At 71.8% G+C, this 17,764-nt stretch carries 17 protein-coding genes; 7 read left to right on the top strand and 10 right to left on the bottom strand.

Annotation, left to right across the window (positions count from 1 at the left end; all coding sequences use genetic code 11):
* Window positions 1-10 precede the first annotated feature (10 nt).
* The 6 genes from CR165_RS01695 to CR165_RS01670 form a co-directional block, all read right to left on the bottom strand.
* Entirely contained in the window at window positions 11-868 is an 858-nt protein-coding gene (locus CR165_RS01695) for a transporter substrate-binding domain-containing protein (protein ID WP_109515215.1), read from the bottom strand.
* A gap of 64 nt (window positions 869-932) precedes the next feature.
* Complete coding sequence (locus CR165_RS01690; protein ID WP_109515214.1) at window positions 933-1,832, bottom strand: polysaccharide deacetylase family protein; 900 nt, start codon at window positions 1,830-1,832, stop codon at window positions 933-935.
* Entirely contained in the window at window positions 1,819-2,643 is an 825-nt protein-coding gene (locus CR165_RS01685; RefSeq protein ID WP_109515213.1) for an ABC transporter substrate-binding protein, read from the bottom strand. Before CR165_RS01685 ends, CR165_RS01690 begins: the two co-directional genes overlap by 14 nt.
* Before the next feature lie 13 nt (window positions 2,644-2,656).
* Window positions 2,657-3,424 (bottom strand): amino acid ABC transporter ATP-binding protein, encoded by a 768-nt coding sequence (locus CR165_RS01680; protein ID WP_109515212.1) that lies wholly within the window; start codon window positions 3,422-3,424, stop codon window positions 2,657-2,659.
* Window positions 3,421-4,269 (bottom strand): amino acid ABC transporter permease, encoded by an 849-nt coding sequence (locus CR165_RS01675; RefSeq protein WP_109515211.1) that lies wholly within the window; start codon window positions 4,267-4,269, stop codon window positions 3,421-3,423. The genes CR165_RS01680 and CR165_RS01675 overlap by 4 nt, the downstream gene beginning before the upstream one ends.
* Window positions 4,270-4,274: 5 nt before the next feature.
* A complete protein-coding gene (locus CR165_RS01670) occupies window positions 4,275-5,228 on the bottom strand; it encodes an N-carbamoyl-D-amino-acid hydrolase (RefSeq protein ID WP_109515210.1) in 954 nt (317 codons plus the stop codon).
* A gap of 130 nt (window positions 5,229-5,358) precedes the next feature.
* Here CR165_RS01670 and CR165_RS01665 point away from each other — a divergent pair, with 130 nt between their 5' ends.
* The 3 genes from CR165_RS01665 to cysS all read left to right on the top strand — a co-directional run bounded on the left by CR165_RS01665 (window position 5,359) and on the right by cysS (window position 9,773).
* Complete coding sequence (locus CR165_RS01665; RefSeq protein ID WP_109515209.1) at window positions 5,359-6,258, top strand: LysR family transcriptional regulator; 900 nt, start codon at window positions 5,359-5,361, stop codon at window positions 6,256-6,258.
* 82 nt (window positions 6,259-6,340) lie between these two features.
* Entirely contained in the window at window positions 6,341-8,233 is a 1,893-nt protein-coding gene (locus tag CR165_RS01660; RefSeq protein ID WP_109515208.1) for a putative bifunctional diguanylate cyclase/phosphodiesterase, read from the top strand.
* A 106-nt stretch (window positions 8,234-8,339) separates the two neighbouring features.
* Window positions 8,340-9,773, top strand: a complete 1,434-nt coding sequence (cysS, locus tag CR165_RS01655) for a cysteine--tRNA ligase (RefSeq protein ID WP_109515207.1) — start codon at window positions 8,340-8,342, stop codon at window positions 9,771-9,773.
* A gap of 3 nt (window positions 9,774-9,776) precedes the next feature.
* Here the strand turns inward: cysS and CR165_RS01650 are convergent, their stop codons facing one another.
* Window positions 9,777-10,652, bottom strand: a complete 876-nt coding sequence (locus CR165_RS01650; RefSeq protein WP_109515206.1) for a protein-methionine-sulfoxide reductase heme-binding subunit MsrQ — start codon at window positions 10,650-10,652, stop codon at window positions 9,777-9,779.
* Window positions 10,653-10,843: 191 nt separating this feature from the next.
* Between CR165_RS01650 and copM the strand changes: the two genes are divergently transcribed.
* Both copM and CR165_RS01640 read left to right on the top strand, forming a co-directional pair.
* Window positions 10,844-11,233 (top strand): CopM family metallochaperone, encoded by a 390-nt coding sequence (gene copM / locus CR165_RS01645; protein ID WP_109515205.1) that lies wholly within the window; start codon window positions 10,844-10,846, stop codon window positions 11,231-11,233.
* An 83-nt stretch (window positions 11,234-11,316) separates the two neighbouring features.
* Window positions 11,317-12,144 (top strand): RNA methyltransferase, encoded by an 828-nt coding sequence (locus tag CR165_RS01640; protein ID WP_109515204.1) that lies wholly within the window; start codon window positions 11,317-11,319, stop codon window positions 12,142-12,144.
* A 75-nt stretch (window positions 12,145-12,219) separates the two neighbouring features.
* On the opposite strand, the gene CR165_RS01635 is transcribed toward CR165_RS01640, so the two are convergent.
* The 3 genes from CR165_RS01635 to CR165_RS01625 all read right to left on the bottom strand — a co-directional run bounded on the left by CR165_RS01635 (window position 12,220) and on the right by CR165_RS01625 (window position 14,822).
* The gene (locus CR165_RS01635; protein WP_109515203.1) at window positions 12,220-12,408 is read right to left on the bottom strand and encodes a hypothetical protein; all 189 of its coding nucleotides are present in this window, start codon (window positions 12,406-12,408) and stop codon (window positions 12,220-12,222) included.
* A gap of 12 nt (window positions 12,409-12,420) precedes the next feature.
* Window positions 12,421-13,779 (bottom strand): glutathione-disulfide reductase, encoded by a 1,359-nt coding sequence (gene gorA / locus CR165_RS01630; protein WP_109515202.1) that lies wholly within the window; start codon window positions 13,777-13,779, stop codon window positions 12,421-12,423.
* Between the two features lie 89 nt (window positions 13,780-13,868).
* Entirely contained in the window at window positions 13,869-14,822 is a 954-nt protein-coding gene (locus CR165_RS01625) for a Gfo/Idh/MocA family protein (protein ID WP_109515201.1), read from the bottom strand.
* 129 nt (window positions 14,823-14,951) lie between these two features.
* Between CR165_RS01625 and secD the strand changes: the two genes are divergently transcribed.
* Entirely contained in the window at window positions 14,952-16,538 is a 1,587-nt protein-coding gene (secD, locus tag CR165_RS01620; RefSeq protein WP_109515200.1) for a protein translocase subunit SecD, read from the top strand.
* A gap of 13 nt (window positions 16,539-16,551) precedes the next feature.
* Entirely contained in the window at window positions 16,552-17,529 is a 978-nt protein-coding gene (secF, locus tag CR165_RS01615; protein ID WP_109515199.1) for a protein translocase subunit SecF, read from the top strand.
* Window positions 17,530-17,764 lie beyond the last annotated feature (235 nt).

Genomic DNA, 17,764 nt, shown 5'->3' with positions numbered 1-17,764 from the left:
CCCCCTGCCCTTACGGCTGCCCTGCATCGACCGACACGCGGCTGATCGCCTGCGCCGCGATCCCGTGCTTCTTCAGGATCTCGCCATAGGTGCCGTTGTCGATCAGCCGCTGGAGCGAGGCGGCGATGGCATCGCGCAGCGTGGTGGCATCCTTCGGGAAGGCAAGGCCCGAGAGGTTGTCGGTGATGGGCTTGCCGACCGCCGCCCAGTTCTCCGGCTCGGTGCGCTGGAGGTGGGCGACGAACTCGGCGCCGAGGATGGCGCCCTGGGTGCGTTCCTGCCGCAGGTCGGTGCGGGAGGCGGTGGCGCCGTTGCTGCCCACCACCTGCATGGGCGGCTTGCCGGCGGCCACGCAGGCTTTCTCGCTCCAGGCCTGCCCGGAGGGGAAGTAGTTGGTGAAGCGCGGCGTGGAGACGGATCTGCCGCAGAAATCCGTCGCCTCGCGGATCGAGGCGGCGAGCGCGCGGGTGGTGAAGAGCTGCCCGCCGGTGGTGATGTAGTCGACGAAGCTGAGCTTCTCGCGCCGCGCCGGCAGGTCGGTCATCGAGGTGCCGCTGAAGTCGATGCGGCCGGTGGTCAGCGAGTTGATGATCTGCTCGAAGGACATCTCCTCCCAGCGGATCTCGAGGCCCAGATCCCGCCCGATGGCGGTGACCAGATCGACATTGACGCCGCGCCGCTCGTTGGTGGCGGGGTCCTTGTAGGCCATCGGCGGATAGGTGGCCTCGATGCCGACGCGGAGCGCGCCAGCGGCGCGGATGGCCTCCGGCAGCGGGGCACTCTGCGCGAAGGCGGGGGCCACCCCCGCCAGCGCCCCCGTCAACGCCAGGGCCAGGCCCGCCGCCAGGATACGCTTGAAGGAATTCATGCGAAGTCTCCGGAGTGGGGGTCTGCCGTGGGGCTGGCGAAAGCGTGGTGGCGAGGAGGCCGGTTCAGCCGGCCTTCTGCTCGCAGGCGGTGAAATGCGCGGCGATCTCCTCGCCGGTCGTGATCCAGACATCGCCGCAGCCCTGCGCGTATTGCAGGAACTCGCGCAGCAGGCGCAGCCGCATCGGGCGGCCGCTGCATTGCGGGTGCAGCACGGTCGTCACCATGCCGCCCCAGTCGCGGATCTCGTCCAGCTCGTCCTTCCACATGGAGAAGACGGCCTCGCGCGGCTGGATGGTGTGGCGGCTGTAGCGCTGCGACAGGCCCAGCAGCCAGTCGTCGTAGCTGGCGGTGACGGGCAGCTCGACGAGCCCCGGCGTGCCATCGGCCAGCAGGTGGCGGTAGGGCCGCACATCGTCGCGGAAGGAGGAGGTGTAGAGCAGGCCGCGCGCCTTCAGCAGGACGCGCAGCTCCTCGCAGAACTCGCCGGAGGGGGCGCGGTAGCCCTTGGGCACCACGCCGAGCCGGCGCTTCAGGGTCTCCAGGCCGCGATCCACCTCCTCCACCAGCATCGGGTCGCCCGGCTGCGGCATGAGGTGGTGGAAGCCGTGGTGGCCGATCTCGTGCCCATCCTTCAGGATGGCCTCGCACATGGCGGGGTGCGCCTCGACCGACCAGCCGGTGATGAAGAAGGTCGCCTTCAGCCCCAGGCCCCGCAGCATCTCCAGCAGCTTCGGCGTGCCGATGCGCGCCTCGTAGCCGCCGAAGGACATGGTCACCAACTCGCCGTAGCGGGCGGGGTCCTTGGCGGTCCAGGCGCTCTCGGCATCGACGTCGAAGGAGAGGAACATTGCCGCCGCCTGGGCCCCCGGCCAGGGGTATTCGGGGGCCAGCGGCGCGCGGTTGGCCGGCAGCAGCGGCAGGGCGTCGAGCCCTGCCTTCAGCGCCGCGTCACTCCCCGCCATTGATCTGCACCTCGGGGATCTTCGAGGGCGAAAGCTGCCACTTCTCGGCCAGCTTCGCGTAGGTGCCGTCCGCCATCAGGCCGCGCAGCCCCTCGGCCAGCGCCTGCTGGAGCTGGGTTTCCTCCTTGCCGGTGGCGATGCCCATCAGCGTGTAGCGCACCGGCTCGCCCACCGGCGCGTAGGTGTTGGGCTCGAGGCCCATGATGTAGGGCAGCGTCTCGCCGCCCTGCATGGCGGCGTCGATGCGGCCCTGGCGGAGCTGGGTGCGCGCATCGGCCGAGCCCTCGGTCGGCACGTACTCGATGGCCGGCTTGCCCTTGGCCACGCAATTGGCGTCGCTGAAGCCCTTGATGTCGTTGGGCAGGGCGGTGCGGCGGCTGGCGCCCACCCGCTTGCCGCAGAGCGCCTCGGCGTTCGGGAACTCGGCGGCGCGGCTGGCCTGGGTGAAGAACTGGCTGCCCGAGCGGAGGTAGTCGATGAAGGTCGCCGTCTCCTGGCGGGACTTCAGGTCGGACATGCCGGAGAGGATGATGTCCACCCGCCCGGTGCGCACCGAGGCCAGCATCTGGTCGAAGCTGGTCTCCTGCCACTGCATCTTCACGCCCAGCTTCTCGGCCAGGGCGTTGCCCAGCTCCACGTCGAAGCCGGTGAGCTGGTTGGTCTGCGGGTCGCGCATCTCGAGCGGCGGGTAGTTCGGCACGATGGCGGCGATGATGGCGCCGCGCGACTTGATGCGCGCGGGCAGCTCGGCGGCTTGCGCCGCCACGGGAAGGGCCAGCACGGTCGCGGCCAGCAGAAGCTTCTTGAACATGCGCTCTGTTCCTTCAGGCGATGACGGCGGAGAGAAAGGCCTTGAGGCGGGCTTCCCTCGGGTTGCCCAGCACCTCGGCGGCGGGGCCGGATTCGACGATGGCGCCACGGTCCATGAACACCACGCGGTCCGCCACCTCGCGGGCGAAGCCCAGCTCGTGGGTCACCACGATCATGGTCATGCCGGAGGCGGCGAGCTCCTTCATCACCGCCAGCACCTCGCCCACCAGTTCGGGGTCGAGGGCGCTGGTCGGCTCGTCGAACAGCATCAGCCTGGGCTTCATGGCCAGGGCGCGAGCGATGGCGACGCGCTGCTGCTGCCCGCCCGAGAGGTTGGCCGGGTAGGCGCCGGCCTTGTCGGCCAGGCCGACGCGGGCCAGCAGCGCCTCGGCCTCGCGCACCGCCTCGGCGCGGTTGCGCCCCTGCACCTGCACCGGCCCCTCGATGATGTTCTCGAGCGCCGTCATGTGCGGGAAGAGGTTGAAGCGCTGGAACACCATGCCGGTGGCCAGCCGCTGCCGCGCGATCTCCTTCTCCGGCAGGGCGTGCAGCCGCGTGCCCTCGATGCGCCAGCCGGTCAGCGCGCCATCGACCCAGATGGCGCCGCTGTCGATGGTGACGAGTTGGTTGACGCAGCGCAGCAGCGTGGTCTTGCCGGAGCCGGAGGCGCCGATGATGCACAGCACCTCCCCGGCCTGGACATCGAGCGAGACGCCGTCCAGCGCCTGGAAGTCACCGAACTTCTTGCGGACATCGACGATGGAGACGAGGGGCGGGCTCATCGGGTGCCTCCGGTGCCGCGGGCGAAGCGGCGCTCCAGCAGCATCTGCAAGGGCGTCAGGACCGAGACGATGATCAGGTACCACAGCGCGGCCACGATCAGCAGCTCGATGACGCGGGAATTGGCGTAGTAGATGTTCTGCGCGGCGTGCAGGATCTCGGCGAACTGGATGACGCTGGCCAGCGAGGTCAGCTTCACCATGCCGATGAACTCGTTGCCGAGCGGCGGGATCACCACCTTCATCGCCTGCGGGAAGATGATGCGGCGCAGCGCCCTGAGCCGCGTCATGCCGATCGCCTTCGCCGCCTCATACTGACCGGCATCGACGGAGAGCATGCCGGCGCGGATCACCTCGGAGGTGTAGGCGCCCTGGTTGATGCCGAGGCCGAGCAGCGCGGCGAGCGCCGGCGTCATCACGTCCACCGTGCGGACGGAAAACTCGCCGAAGCCGAGGCGCGGGAAGATCAGCGCCAGGTTGAACCAGAGCAACAGCTGCAGGATGACCGGCGTGCCGCGGAACAGCCACGTGTAGCCCATGGCCACGCCCTGCAGCACCGGGTTGGGCGACATCCGCATCACCGCGGTGACGACGCCGAGCGCGATGCCGAGCGCCATGGCGCCGAAGGTCATCCACAGCGTGTTGTACAGCCCGGCCATGATGGCGGGCGCCGTGAAGAAGCTGCCGACGAAGCGCCACTCGATGTCGCCCACCGCGAAGGCGCGGGCAAGCCCGGCCAGCAGCAGCACGATGACCGCCACCGCCGCCCAGCGCCCCCAGTGGCGGTTGGGAACATGGGTGTAGTGGGCGATGTCGGGCAGCGTGGAGGGAGGCCGTCCCTGCGCCATCGGCGTCAGCCCGCCTTGCGAGCGGGCGGCACGGCGCCGGTGCGGCTGGTGATCAGCCCGTACATCTCCGGCCGGCGGTGCTGGGCGAAGTTGAACATCTTCTCCTTGCCCTGGGCGCAGAGGTCGAGGTCGCAATCGGCGACCACCACCTCGTCGCCCAGCGTCTTCGCCTCGGCGACGATGCGGCCATTGGGGTCGACGATGCAGGAGCCGCCGATCAGGCCGGAGCCGTCCTCATCCCCTGCCTTGGCCACGGCCACCGCCCAGGCGGCGTTCATGTAGGCGTTGGACTGGGCGGCGAGCTGCGAGTGGAAGGTGCGCAGCCCGGCATCCTCGGTGTTGCCGCCATTCGGGTCGTAGGCGGCGGAGTTGTAGCCGACCAGCAGCATCTCCAGCCCCTGGAGGCCATAGACGCGCCAGGCCTCCGGCCAGCGGCGGTCATTGCAGACCAGCATCCCCAGCACCGGCGCGCCCCAGGAATCGGGGCCGTGGAAGGCGGGGAAGCCCAGGTCGCCATACTCGAAGTAGCGCTTCTCCAGCTGCTGGAAGCGCGAGCCCTCGCGCGGCTCCACCGAGCCGGGAAGGTGCACCTTGCGGTACTTCTCCAGGATGGCGCCATCCGGCCCGACGGTGACGGCGCTGTTGAAGCGCTTGCCATCGGCCGTGCGCTCCGCGTAGCCGACATAGAAGCCGACGCCGAGCTCGCGCGCGCGGTCGAACAGGGGCTGCGTGTCTGGGCCCGGCAGCGTGCTCTCGAAATACGCCTCCAGCTCCGCCTCGCTCAGCAGCCAGCGCGGGAAGAAGGTGGTGAAGGCCAGCTCGGGGAAGACCACCAGCTGGGCGCCCTGGGCGGCGGACTGCTCCAGCAGAGCGATCATCCGGGCCAGGATCTGGGCGCGGCTGTCGGCGCGCTGGTTGGGGCCCATCTGGGCGGCGGCGACGCGCAGGATACGGGGCATCGGGAACCTCATCCGGGGGGCCGCAAAGCGGCGATGGCCGGCATCGTCGCACGCTTTTAAGGCAGCGCAATCGCCTGGATTATGATGAATCGCGCCGATCTATTCATCCTGGTTATACACTGCCCAAACCATGACCTTGCGCCAGCTCGAGATCCTCCGCGCCGTCATCCGGCACCAGACCACCATGGCGGCGGCCCGGCTGCTCGGCATGTCGCAGCCCGCCGTCAGCAACGCGGTGAAGCAGCTGGAGGCGCAGCTCGGCTTCCCGCTGTTCGAGCGCGTCAACAACCGCCTCTTCCCCACCGAGGCGGCGCGGGTGATCCATGCCGAATCCGAGCCGCTCTTCGCCCAGCACGCGGCGCTGGAGGCACGGCTGCGCGCGCTGCGGCAGGACAAGCGGGGCCGGCTGCGGCTGCTCTCCACCCCGCCGCTGGGGCACGGGGTGGTGCCGCGGGCGATGCGGCGGATGCTGGCGCGCCAGCCCGGGCTGCGCATCACCTTCGACGTGCGGCGGCTGGACGAGGTGGTGGAAGGGGTGGAAGGCGGCGATGCCGAGCTGGGCTTCGGCCTCAGCCTGGAGGAGCGGCCGGGCCTCTCCACGCGCCTGCTGGCCGAGGCGCGCATGGTCTGCGTCTGCCCGCCGGACCACCCGCTGGCGCGCGAAAGCCTGGTGACCCCGGGCCTGCTGCGCGCCTGGCCGCTGATCGCGCTGGAAGGCGGCACGCGCATGGGCCGCGCGGTGCGCGCCGCCTTCCAGGCCGCGCGGGAGCCCTTCTCCGCCGCCGTCGAGGTGCGCTACGCGGACACCGCCTGCGCCATGGCGGAAGCCGGCGTGGGCGTGGCGGTGGTCGATCCCTTTTCCGCCCGCAGCCGCCACCGCCCCCTGGCCGTGCTGCCCTTCGAGCCGGCGGTCCCGGCCCGGGCCCTCGCCTTCTGGGCGGTGGGCCTGCCGCTTTCCCAGACGGCGCAGGGGCTGTTGCAGGAGCTTCACGCCATGCTGGGGAATACCGGTGACGGCGCCGCCGGTTAATAGTTCGTTCAGCGAATTGCTCAACACTCATCCACCGGGCGCCCTGCTCTCCCTTCGCCGGCGCCGGCAACAGGATGATGCCGTGCAGTACAGCTCCGCCCTGCCTCTGCTGCAGCGCCTGCGCATCCGGACCCGGCGCCGCCACTCCCTGGAACTTCCGCCGCGGAGCGCCGACGAGACGAGCCCGCTGCTGAGCCTGATGCTGGCCCTGGCCGCCCTGGCGGCGCTGGCGGTGGCCCTGGTGCCGCCAGCCAGCTACCTGTTGGCCTTGCAGGCGCACGAGGCCGGCCGGCTGGAGACGCGGGCCGGCTATCTGGCCAACGAGCTGGCCCGCCGCTCCTGGCTGATCGAGCAGGAGGATCATCGCGGCGCGCTTGGCATCCTGCGCCAGAATGCCAGCCCATCCATGGCCGCGGAGCATGTGCGCCTGCTGCAGGCGGATGGCAGCCTGCTGGCGGAGGCCACGCCGCTGGAGCCGCTGGCGCGCCCTCTCCTGACCAGGCGTGCCGCCGTGCCGAGGGATTCCGGGCCGCAGGCCGAGGTGGAGGTGACGCGCTCGCTGCGCCCGGCCCTGCAAAAGGCGGCGCTGCTGCTGCTGCTCTGCCTGCTGCTCGGCGGCATGATCTTCGTCCTGCTGCGCCTGCTGCCGATGTGGATGCTGCGGCAGGCCCTCGGCCACGCCTCCTACCTCGCCACGCATGACACCCTCACCGGCCTTTCCAACCGCCTGGCCTTCCAGGACCGGCTGAGCCACGCGCTGCTGGCGGCGCACCGGGAAGGCAGGGTGGTGGCGCTGCTGGTCATCGACCTCGACGACTTCAAGGAGGTCAACGACACCCATGGCCATGCCGCCGGCGACAGGCTGCTGCGGGAGGTGGCGCAGCGTATGGGCCAGGGGATGCGCGCCAGCGACACCCTGGCCCGGATCGGCGGCGACGAATTCGCCATCATCCAGACCGCCGGCCATCAGCCGCAGGCGGCCGAGGGGCTGGCGCGCCGCCTGCTCACTCTGATGAACGAGCCCATCATGCTGGAAGGCCGGGCCCGTCCGGTGCGGCTCAGCATCGGCATCGCCCTCAGCCGGGCCGGCGGCGCGACCGAGCCGGCGCAGCTGGTGCACGACGCCGACATGGCCATGTACCAGGCGAAGCAGTCACGCGCGGGCGGCTATCACTTCCACTCGCCCGCGCTGAGCCGCAAGCTGCGGGAGCGCCGCCTGCTGGAACAGGATCTGCGGCAGGCGCATGCGCAGCAGCAGTTCCGCCTCGACTACCAGCCCCTCGTCTACCTTGGCAGCGGGCAGGTCTCGGGCGGCGAGGCCCTGCTGCGCTGGCACCGCCCCGGCCACGGCAACATGCCGCCAGACCTGTTCATCCCCCTCCTGGAGGAAACCGGGCTGATCGTGCCGGTCGGGGCCTGGGTGCTGGAGACCGCCTGCCGCGAGGCCGCCCGCTGGCCGGCGCGGATGAGCGTGGCGGTGAACGTCTCCACCATCCAGTTCCGCAAGCCCGGCCTCTGCGAGGCGGTGGAGGGTGCCCTGCGCTCCTCCGGCCTGCCCGCCCACCGGCTGGAGCTGGAGATTACCGAAAGCGTGCTGCTGCACGACACGCCGGAAACCCTGGCCACCCTGCAGCGGCTGCGGAAGATCGGCGTCCGCATTGCCATGGACGATTTCGGCACCGGCTATTCCAGCCTGAGCTACCTGCACCACTTCGCCTTCGACAAGATCAAGATCGACCGCAGCTTCGTGCAGCGCATGGCGCAGGATCCGAACGCCAAGGCCGTGATCCGCGCCGTGGTGAACATCAGCCAGACCCTCGGCATCCGCGCCCTGGCCGAGGGGGTGGAGAATGCCGAGCAGGCGGAGGTGCTGCGGCAGGAGGGCTGCGCCGAGGTGCAGGGCTACCTCTTCGGCCGGCCGATGCCGCCGGAGCAGTTCGCCGCCCTGCATGCCCGGCTCCGCCGCCCCGCCTGAGCGGCCGGAGGAGAGGCAGGAAGGTTGACGCGGGGCGCCGATCTGGCGCACAGCCCCACGGCTTCCCCCTACGCTTTCCCATAACCAGCCCCGATAAGGCAGAGTGATGACCGAACTGGCCTTCCACAACAGCGCCACGCGCCGGCGGGAGATCTTCGCCCCGCTCGACCCGCAGCATGTGCGCCTCTATGTGTGTGGGCCCACGGTCTATGACCTGGCGCATCTGGGCAATGCGCGGCCCGTCGTGGTGTTCGACGTGCTGACGCGGCTGCTGCGCCGGCGCTACCCGCGCGTCACCTATGTCCGCAACATCACGGACGTGGACGACAAGATCAACGCGCGCGCCCAGGAGAGCGGCGAGCCGATCTCGGCCATCACCGCCCGCACCACCGCCGATTTCCACCGGGACATGGCCTCGCTGGGCTGCCTGCCGCCCGATGAGGAGCCGCGCGCCACCGACAACATCGACCGCATGGTGGCGCTGATCGAGCGGCTGATCGCCAACGGCCATGCCTATGCGGCGGAAGGGCACGTGCTGTTCTCCGTCTCCAGCTATCTCGGCTACGGGGCGCTGTCCGGCCGCTCCACCGAGGAGATGCTGGCCGGCGCCCGCGTGGAAGTGGCCCCCTACAAGCGCGAGCCCGGCGATTTCGTGCTTTGGAAGCCCTCCACCGATGGCCTGCCGGGCTGGGACAGCCCCTGGGGCCGCGGCCGCCCGGGCTGGCACATCGAGTGCTCCGCCATGTCCTGGCGCTATCTCGGCACGGAGTTCGACATCCATGGCGGCGGGCACGACCTGCTCTTCCCGCACCATGAGAACGAGCTGGCGCAGTCGGTCTGCGCCTTCCCCGGCAGCCGCTTCGCGAAATACTGGCTGCACAACGGCATGCTGCTCGTCGATGGCGAGAAGATGTCGAAGTCGCTCGGCAATTTCCGCACGGTGCGGGACATCCTGGAGCGCGGCGCCTGGGCCGGCGAGGCGTTCCGCCTGCTGCTGCTCAAGACCCACTACCGCGCCGCGCTGGATTACACGGTGGAGCGGCTCGACGAGGCCCGCGCCGAGCTGGACGATTTCTACGCCCTCCTCGCCCGCGACCTGCCCGCCCCGGAAGAGGACGACGCGCTGGTGGCCGAGATGGCCGAATGGGCGCTCGAACCTCTGGCCGACGATCTGAACACCCCGCTGGCCATCACCCGCCTGCGCGACCTGCGCACGCTGGAGAATGTGGCGACGGTGGGCGGCTCGGCCACCAACCTGCTCTCGCGCATCGGGCGGACCTGGCAGCCGGGCTCCGGCCAGGCGGCGGCGGCGCTGCGCGCGGCGGCGGGGGTGCTGGGCCTGCTCGGCACCGACCCGCAGGCCTGGCGCCAGGGCGGCGCGGCGGACGACACGGCGGCGATCGAGGCCGCCATCGCCGCCCGCCTCGCCGCGCGCCGCGCGAAGGACTGGGCGGAGGCGGACCGCATCCGCGCCGCCCTCGCCGCCCAGGGGGTGGTGCTGGAGGATGGGCCCGGCGGCACCACCTGGCGCCGCGCCTGAGTCTCAGGCGCCGCGGCGGGCCGGCCGCGGCGGCGCCAGCCGCTCGCGCAGCCGGAACAACGCCCGCAGCGCCAGCGCCCCCGCCCCGGCAATGCCGACCCACAGCGCCGGGCGCAGGCCGAAATCGATGTCGAGATTGGCCTGCAGCACCGGCAGCGGCGGCACGCCCGTGGCCACTGCGTACCAGCCCGCCTCGACCAGCGCGGTGCCGAGCGCAGCACCCAGCGCCAGCAGCGCCAGCCGCCCCAGCCCCGGCGCGCCGCCCTTCGGCGCCAGCAGCCGGTAGCCCAGCAGCCAGAGCAGCAGCCCGGCCATCAGCACCGCCTCGGTCACGTCGATCTTGGATTGCAGGGCGAAATGCACCACCGCCAGCGCCGCCAGGGCATAGACCACCCGGTGCAGCGCCTGCCAGCGCCGCCCGCCCAGGCGCCGCACCCAGCCATCGGTGGAGGTGACGCCCAGCACCGCCAGCCCCAGCAGCGCCACGAAGCCGATGGTGAGGTAGATGCGCAGCACGATCTCGCTCGCCAGCTTCGGCAGGTCCCATTTCAGTTCGGCGGCGTAGAGCACCAGGTGCAGCAGCGCATAGGCCAGCGCCCCCAGCCCCACCATGCGCCGCACCAGCATGATCCGCGGCCAGCGGAACAGTTGCCGCAGCGGCGTCACCAGCAGGGAGAGCCACAGGATGCGCACCGCCCACAGCCCGGTGGTGTGGATCGCCTCCATGATCGGCCGCCCGCCGAGCGCGCCCTGCGCCGCCTGCGCCGCCAGCCACAGCCCGGGCAGGAACAGCGCCGCCAGCACCGCCGCCTTCAGCGGTGAGAAGGCCCCCTGGCGGTCCTGCCAGGGCGGGGAGAAGGCGGGGGCGAGGCTGCTCATGCGGGCTCCGGCGCTGGGGTGCCGGCAGCATGTGGGCATGGCCGGGCACGCCGCCAGCCTGCGGCGGTGTATCGGCCTGTCACGGAGTGCCACGCGCCGCGCCAGCTGGCTTGATCGGCGCGCCTCTTGCCTTCCCATGGGGGGAAGCCCCCATCTCTGCGGCAGGATTCCCTGCCGGAGTGACCCAGCCGATGCCCCGCCTTTCCCTCCTCCTGCCCGCCCTGGCCGCGTTGCTCGCCGCCGGCCCCATCCTCACCGCTCCCGCCCTGGCGCAGCACGCCCACCAGCACGGTGCCGCCGCCGCCCCTGCCCCTGCCCCGGCGGACTCGCCCGCCACCGCCGCGCTCAAGGCGGCGAACGCGAAGATGCACAAGGACATGGACATCCCGTACAGCGGCGACCCGGACAAGGATTTCGCCCGCGCCATGATCCCGCACCACCAGGGTGCCATCGACATGGCCCGGGTGCAGCTGCAATACGGCAAGGACCCGGTGCTGCGCCGGCTGGCCGAGGAGATCATCCAGGAGCAGGGTCGGGAGATCGCCCTGCTGCGCACGATGGTGGACCCGCCGCGCCGCTGATCGGCCCTTTCGCGGCGGGCCGTGGGCGGCTATCGGGGGCGCCCTGTGCGCGAAGCGCGCGAGACCCGAAGGATGACCCGCCCATGACCGGCCGCGACGGTGGCGCCGACCTGAAGCCCATGCCGGGCGAGAGCCCGATCATCGTGCTGGTGCGCCCGCAGCTGGCCGAGAACATCGGCAGCACGGCGCGCGCCATGGCCAATGGCGGGCTGTTCCACCTGCGCCTCGTCGCCCCGCGCGACGGCTGGCCGCAGGAGCGGGCCTGGTTCGTCTCCTCCGGCGCGCAGCGCATCCTGGACGCCGCCACGGTGCACGAGACGGTGGCCGACGCGGTAGCCGATTGCCACCGCGTCTTCGCCACCTGCCCCAGGCCGCGCCACGTCGTCATCCCGGTCCGCACGGCACGCGGCGCGGCGGAGGAGCTGGTGGAGATCTGCCAGGGCCGCGCCTTACGCAGCGCCGTGCTGTTCGGCCCCGAGCGCGCGGGCCTCGAGAATGACGACATGGCCTGTGCCGACACGCTGGTGCGCTACCCGCTGAACCCGGAGCACATGTCGCTCAACCTGGCGCAGGCGGTGATGATCCTGGCCTATGAGTGGTGGAACGCGGCGGTGGACCGCACGCCGCCCCGCCAGCTGATGACCAACGAGACCCGCGTGGCCACCAAGGGCGAGCTGGAGGGCTTCCTCGGCCGGCTGACGGCCGAGCTGGATGCCTGCGGCTTCCTCGACAATTTGCCCAAGCGCCCCGGCATGGTGCGCAACCTGCGCCACTGGTTCCAGCGCGGCGAGGTGACGGAGCAGGAGCTGCGCACCCTGCACGGCGTGGTCACGGAACTCTCGCGCGGGCGGATGAAGCGCGGCCGCCCGGCCGAGCAGGACCCGCCGCTGCCCTGGGCCGGGGCGGAATAGGGCCGCCCCAGAGCAAGAAATCCGACTTGATGGAATCCTCCAGTCGGATTTCTTGCTCTAGAAAACATGGCTGCTCTAGCCGCCGAGGCGGCGGATCGGCACGCGCTCCGTCGTCAGCGCCGCGGGCCAGCTCCAGAGCCGCTCCACCAGCACCAGCCCGACCGCCAGCGCCAGGGCCGCCAGCATCACCATCGCCACGCGGCGGGAGGGCGGGCGGCGCACCAGCCGCGAGAGGAAGAACAGCAGCCGTGTCAGCGGGTCCACGGCCGCGGCCCCTCACCCCACCTGGCGGGTGATCGTGCGGAGCGTGACGAACTCCTCCGCCGCCGTGGGGTGGATGCCGATGGTGCGGTCGAAATCCTCCTTCGTCGCGCCGGCGACGATGGCGACCGCGATGCCCTGCATGATCTCCGCCGCATCCTCGCCCAGCATGTGGGCGCCCAGCACGCGGCGGGTGCGGCGGGAGACCACCAGCTTCATCAGCGTCTTGCGCGCCGCCTTGCTGATGGTGTGGCGCATCGGCGTGAAGCGGGCGACATAGACGTCGATCGGCCCCTGCGCGGCGGCGGCCTCCTCGCTCAGCCCCACCGTGGCGGCGGGGGGCGAGGTGAAGATCGCCGTCGGCACGTTCTGGAAGCTGGCGGTGCGCGGGTGGCCGCCGAACAGCGTGTCGGCCAGGGCATGGCCCACGGCGGTGGCCACGGGGGTCAGGTTCAGCTGGTCCGTCACGTCGCCGATGGCGAAGATGTGCGGCTGGGCGGTGGCCTGCTCCAGCGTCACCGGCACGCAGCCCGAGCGGCCGGGAGCGATGCCGGCGCGCTCCAGCCCCAGCCCGTCGGTGTGCGGCACCCGGCCGGTGGCGAACATCACCTGGTCCGTCTCCAGCACCAGCCCGTCCTCCATGGTCAGGCGCACGCCCTCCCCCGCCTTCTCCAGCCGCGCCGGCATCTGGCCGGGGTGCAGGCGGATGCCCTGGTGGCCCAGCGCCTCGGCCATCGCCTCGCGCAGGTCGCCATCCATGCCGCGCAGCGGCAGCGGCTGGCGGTAGAGCAGGTCCACCTCCGAGCCCAGGCCGCGCAGCAGCGAGGCGAATTCCAGCGCGATGTAGCCGCCGCCCACCACCACGATGCGGCGCGGCCGCTCCTTCAGGGTGAACAGATCGTCCGAGACCAGGCCCAGCTCGGCGCCGGGGATCTCCGGCCGCTGCGGCCGCCCGCCCACCGCGATGACGATGCGCTCGGCGGTGATGCGCTGCCCGCCCACATCCAGCGTGTGCGGGTCGAGGAAGGTGGCGCGGGCATTGAAGGTGGTGACGCCGGCATTGCCCAGCAGGCGGGCGTAGATGGCGTTCAGCCGCGCCACCTCGGCGTCGCGCGCCGCCACCAGCGTGGCCCAGTCGTGCTCGCCCTTCTGGTTCCGCCAGCCGAAGGCGGGGGCCTCCTCGGCCCACTGCCCGTATTCGGCGGCGTGCACCATGATCTTCTTCGGCACGCAGCCGACATTGACGCAGGTGCCGCCCCAGAAGCGCTCCTCCGCCACGCCGACCCGGGCGCCGTGCCCGGCCGAGATGCGGCCGCACCGGACGCCGCCCGAGCCGCCGCCAATGACGAACAGGTCGAAATCATAGGCGCTCATGCGGCGGGACCCCTCTGCCATGCTGCCGCTGCAAGAAGGGGCGCCCCGGCGCCCGCGTCAACCCGTTCCCGCACGCGGGGCTGGCCCGTTCACCCCGCGCAGGCCGCCTCCACGCGCAGCGCCGCATCCAGCGCCGCGCGCCCGGCCACGCCGTCCACCACCACCGGCGCGCCGTCGAGGCAGGCGGCGACGAAGGCGGCCTGCTCGGCCTCGAGGTTGTCGTGGTCCTGCCAGGAGAGGGTCTCGATGCCGTGGCCGGGGAGCTGCTCCAGCGGCGCGCCCCGCCCCTTGCGCACCAGGGTCATCTCGCGCGCCAGGAAGTCCAGCCGCGCGACGCCCTCGGTGCCATGCACCACCAGCCGCCGCTCCATCGCCAGGCTGGCGCGGCTGGCGGTGATGGTGGCCTGGGCGCCATTGGCGAAGCGCAGCCGGGCGTTGGCGAAATCCGTCCGCTCCGAGACCATCGTGGCGCCGAAGGCCTCCACCCCCACGAGGTCGGCGCCCGCGAGCGAGAGCACGAGGTCGAGGTCGTGGATCATCAGGTCCAGGATCACGGTGATGTCCAGGCTACGCGGCCGGAAGGGGGCGACGCGCACCGCCTCCATGTAGAGCGGCCGGCCGACGCCGCCGCTGCCGCGCAGCGTGGCCATGCCGGCGCCGTAGCGCTCCACATGCCCCACCTGCAGCACGCGGCCGAGTGCCGCCGCCTCGGCCACCAGCGCGTCCGCCTGCGCCAGCGTGGCGGCGATCGGCTTCTCGATGAACACGTGGCAGCCCGCCGCCAGCGCCGCCATGCCGAGTCCGTGGTGGAAGGCGGTGGGGGCGGCGATGATCACGGCATCGGCCGCCGCCATCAGCGCCCCGGCGCTCTCCCAGGCGCGGGTGCCGGCCTCGGCCGCCACCTGGGCAGCGCGCGCCGGGTCGGCGTCGGCCAGCCCCAGGAACTCCACGCGGGGGAATTCCTGGCGGGACGCGCCGGCCGCCTTCAGCGTGTGGAACCGCCCGAAATGCCCCGCCCCGATGACGCCCAGCTTCAGCCGCATGCCCTGCCCGATCCCTCTGTCCGAGGCGGCGGGATGTAGCAGAGAGTTGCCGCCGATGCATGGTGGGTTGCATCGGCGGCGGCGGGGCAGCATTTTCCGCACCCTCTAGCTTGGGGGGCCTTCTCGGCCATGCTGTACTTCGCGCGGTGGAAGGTCGCCGCCATTCTCGGCGTCATCCTGCTGGGTGTTCTGCTGTCTCTGCCCAATGTCGTGCCGCGCTCGGCCATTCCGTCCTGGCTGCCGGCGCGGCAGATCTCGCTTGGCCTCGACCTGCGCGGCGGCTCCTACCTGCTGCTGGAGGTGGACCTGAACGCGGTGGTGCGCGAGCGGCTGGAAAGCCTGGCCGATGGCGCCCGCACCCGGCTGCGCCAGGCCAATATCGGCTACCTGAACCTGCAGGCGCAGCCCGCCGCCAACAGCCTGACGCTGCGCGTGCGGGACCCGGCGCAGACCCAGGCGGCGCTCGCTGCGCTGCGCGAGCTGGCCAACCCGGTGCCGGTGGGCGGCGGCGCCACCGCCCCCGATGTGGAGCTGGCCAGCCAGCCGGACGGCACCATCACCGCCACGCTCAGCGAGGCCGCGCTGCGGGCGCGGGCCGGCGGCGCGGTGGAGCAGTCCATCGAGATCGTCCGCCGCCGCATCGACGAGACGGGCGTGGCCGAGGCGCTGATCGCCCGCCAGGGCCAGAGCCGCATCCTGGTGCAGCTCCCCGGCGTCGAGGATCCCAACCGGATCAAGGAGCTGCTGGGCCGCACCGCCCGCATGACCTTCCGCCTGCTGGACGAGAACGCCAATCTGCAGGCCGCCGTGCCGCCGCCGGGCGTCGAGTTCCTGGAGGGCGAGCAGCCGGGCACGCGCTACCCCGTCCGCCGCCGCATCGAGGTGGACGGCGCCAACCTCTCCGACGCCCGCGCCGGCCAGGACAGCCGCAACGGCGAATGGGTGGTGAACTTCACCTTCGACTCCGTGGGCACCCGCCGCTTCGCCGACATCACCCGGCAGAATGTCGGCCGCCCCTTCGCCATCGTGCTGGACAACAAGGTGATCACCGCCCCCGTCATCCGCGAGCCGATCACCGGCGGGCGGGGCCAGATCAGCGGCAATTTCAACGCGGCGGGCGCCAACGACCTGGCGGTGCTGCTGCGCGCCGGCGCGCTGCCCGCCCCGCTCACCGTGGTGGAGGAGCGCACCGTGGGCCCCGAGCTGGGGGCGGACGCGATCCGCGCCGGCCTGCTCAGCCTGGCAGTCGGCGCCGCCTTCGTCATCGGCTACATGGGCTTCGCCTACGGGCTGTTCGGCTGGTTCGCCAACCTGGCGCTGGTGGTGAACATCCTGCTGCTGGTGGCCGCCCTGTCGCTGCTCGGCGCCACCCTCACCCTGCCCGGCATCGCCGGCATCGTGCTGACGCTGGGCACGGCGGTGGACGCCAACATCCTGATCAACGAGCGCATCCGCGAGGAGGTGAAGGCAGGCAGGCCGCCGATCAGCGCGCTCGAGGCCGGCTTCACCAAGGCCTCCGGCACCATCATGGACAGCAACCTGACCAACCTGATCGCCATGGCCTGCCTCTACGTGCTGGGCTCCGGCCCGGTGCGCGGCTTCGCCGTCACGGTGGCCATCGGCACCATCGCCTCGATGTGGTCGGCCACCGTGCTGGTGCGGCTGATGGTCTCCGCCTGGTACCGCTCCCGCCGCCCCAAGACCCTGCCGGTCTGAGGAGACGCGCCCCATGTTCCTCTCCCGCCCGCTGTTCCGGATCGTCCCGGACAACACCCAGATCGCCTTCATGCGCGGCCGCGTGCTGGGCATCGCCTTCTCCGCCCTGCTCTCGGTGCTCTCCCTCGGCCTCGCCTTCTATCCGGGGCTGGAGAAGGGCATCGACTTCCGCGGCGGCATCATCATGGAGATCCGCACCCAGGGGCCGGCCGACCTCGGCGCCCTGCGCGGCGCCATGGGCGGCCTCGACCTCGGCGATGTCGGGCTGCAGCAGTTCGGCGACGACAGCACCGTGCTGCTGCGCCTGCCCGTGCAGGGCCAGGAGGGCGAGGAGGGCGCCACCCAGGCCGCCGTCAACGCCGTGCGCGGCGCGCTGGAGCAGGCGGCGCCGGGCGCGCGCATCCTGCGCACCGAGGCGGTGGGCAACCGCGTCTCGGCCGAGCTGTTCGCCAACAGCCTGATCGCCCTCGGCATGTCGATGCTGGCGATGCTGGTCTACATCTGGTTCCGCTTCGAGTGGCAGTTCGCCGTCGGCGCCATCGTCACCCTGGTGCTGGAGACGACCAAGGTGGTGGGCTTCCTCGCCATCACCCGCATCGAGTTCAGCCTGACCACGGTGGCGGCGGTGCTGACCATCATCGGCTTCTCGATCAACGACAAGGTCGTGGTGTACGACCGGATGCGCGAGAACCTCCGCAAGTACAAGACGATGCCGCTGCGCCAGCTGATCGACAAGTCGATCAACGAGACGCTGAACCGCACCGTCGGCACCTCGATGACGCTGCTGCTCTCCGCCCTGCCGCTGGCGCTGTTCGGCGGCGACGCGCTCTCCGGCTTCGCCTGGACGATGGTGTTCGGCATCATCGCCTCCACCTCCTCCTCCATCTTCATCGCCGCGCCGATCCTGCTCTTCCTGGGCGAGAACCGGCTGCGGCGGGGCACCGAGGCGCCGGCGCCGGCAGCCCCGCCGGGCGCCGCCCCGCGCCGCTGAGGCAGCGCCCGCAGCGTACCCGCCGCCGCTGGCCCTGCCGGGGCCAACGGCGGCGGGCACACCCTGCCCTTCGATCCGCCCCGAGCCGGACAGCGCCGGCGCCCTGCACGCCGGCGCCTTCGCCCCTTCCTCGAGCGCCAGCCCCGCCGCTCCGGCATCCGGCCGCGCAACCTGCACGGCGCGGGTGGGCCGGGGGGCACCCCCCCGGCAATGGGCGCTGAATTGGTGCCTTCTC

Origin of the sequence: Teichococcus aestuarii (assembly GCF_003116135.1) — a bacterium.
GTDB classification, from domain to species: Bacteria; Pseudomonadota; Alphaproteobacteria; order Acetobacterales; family Acetobacteraceae; genus Pseudoroseomonas; species Pseudoroseomonas aestuarii.
This window is presented reverse-complemented; position numbering and strand designations above follow the sequence as displayed.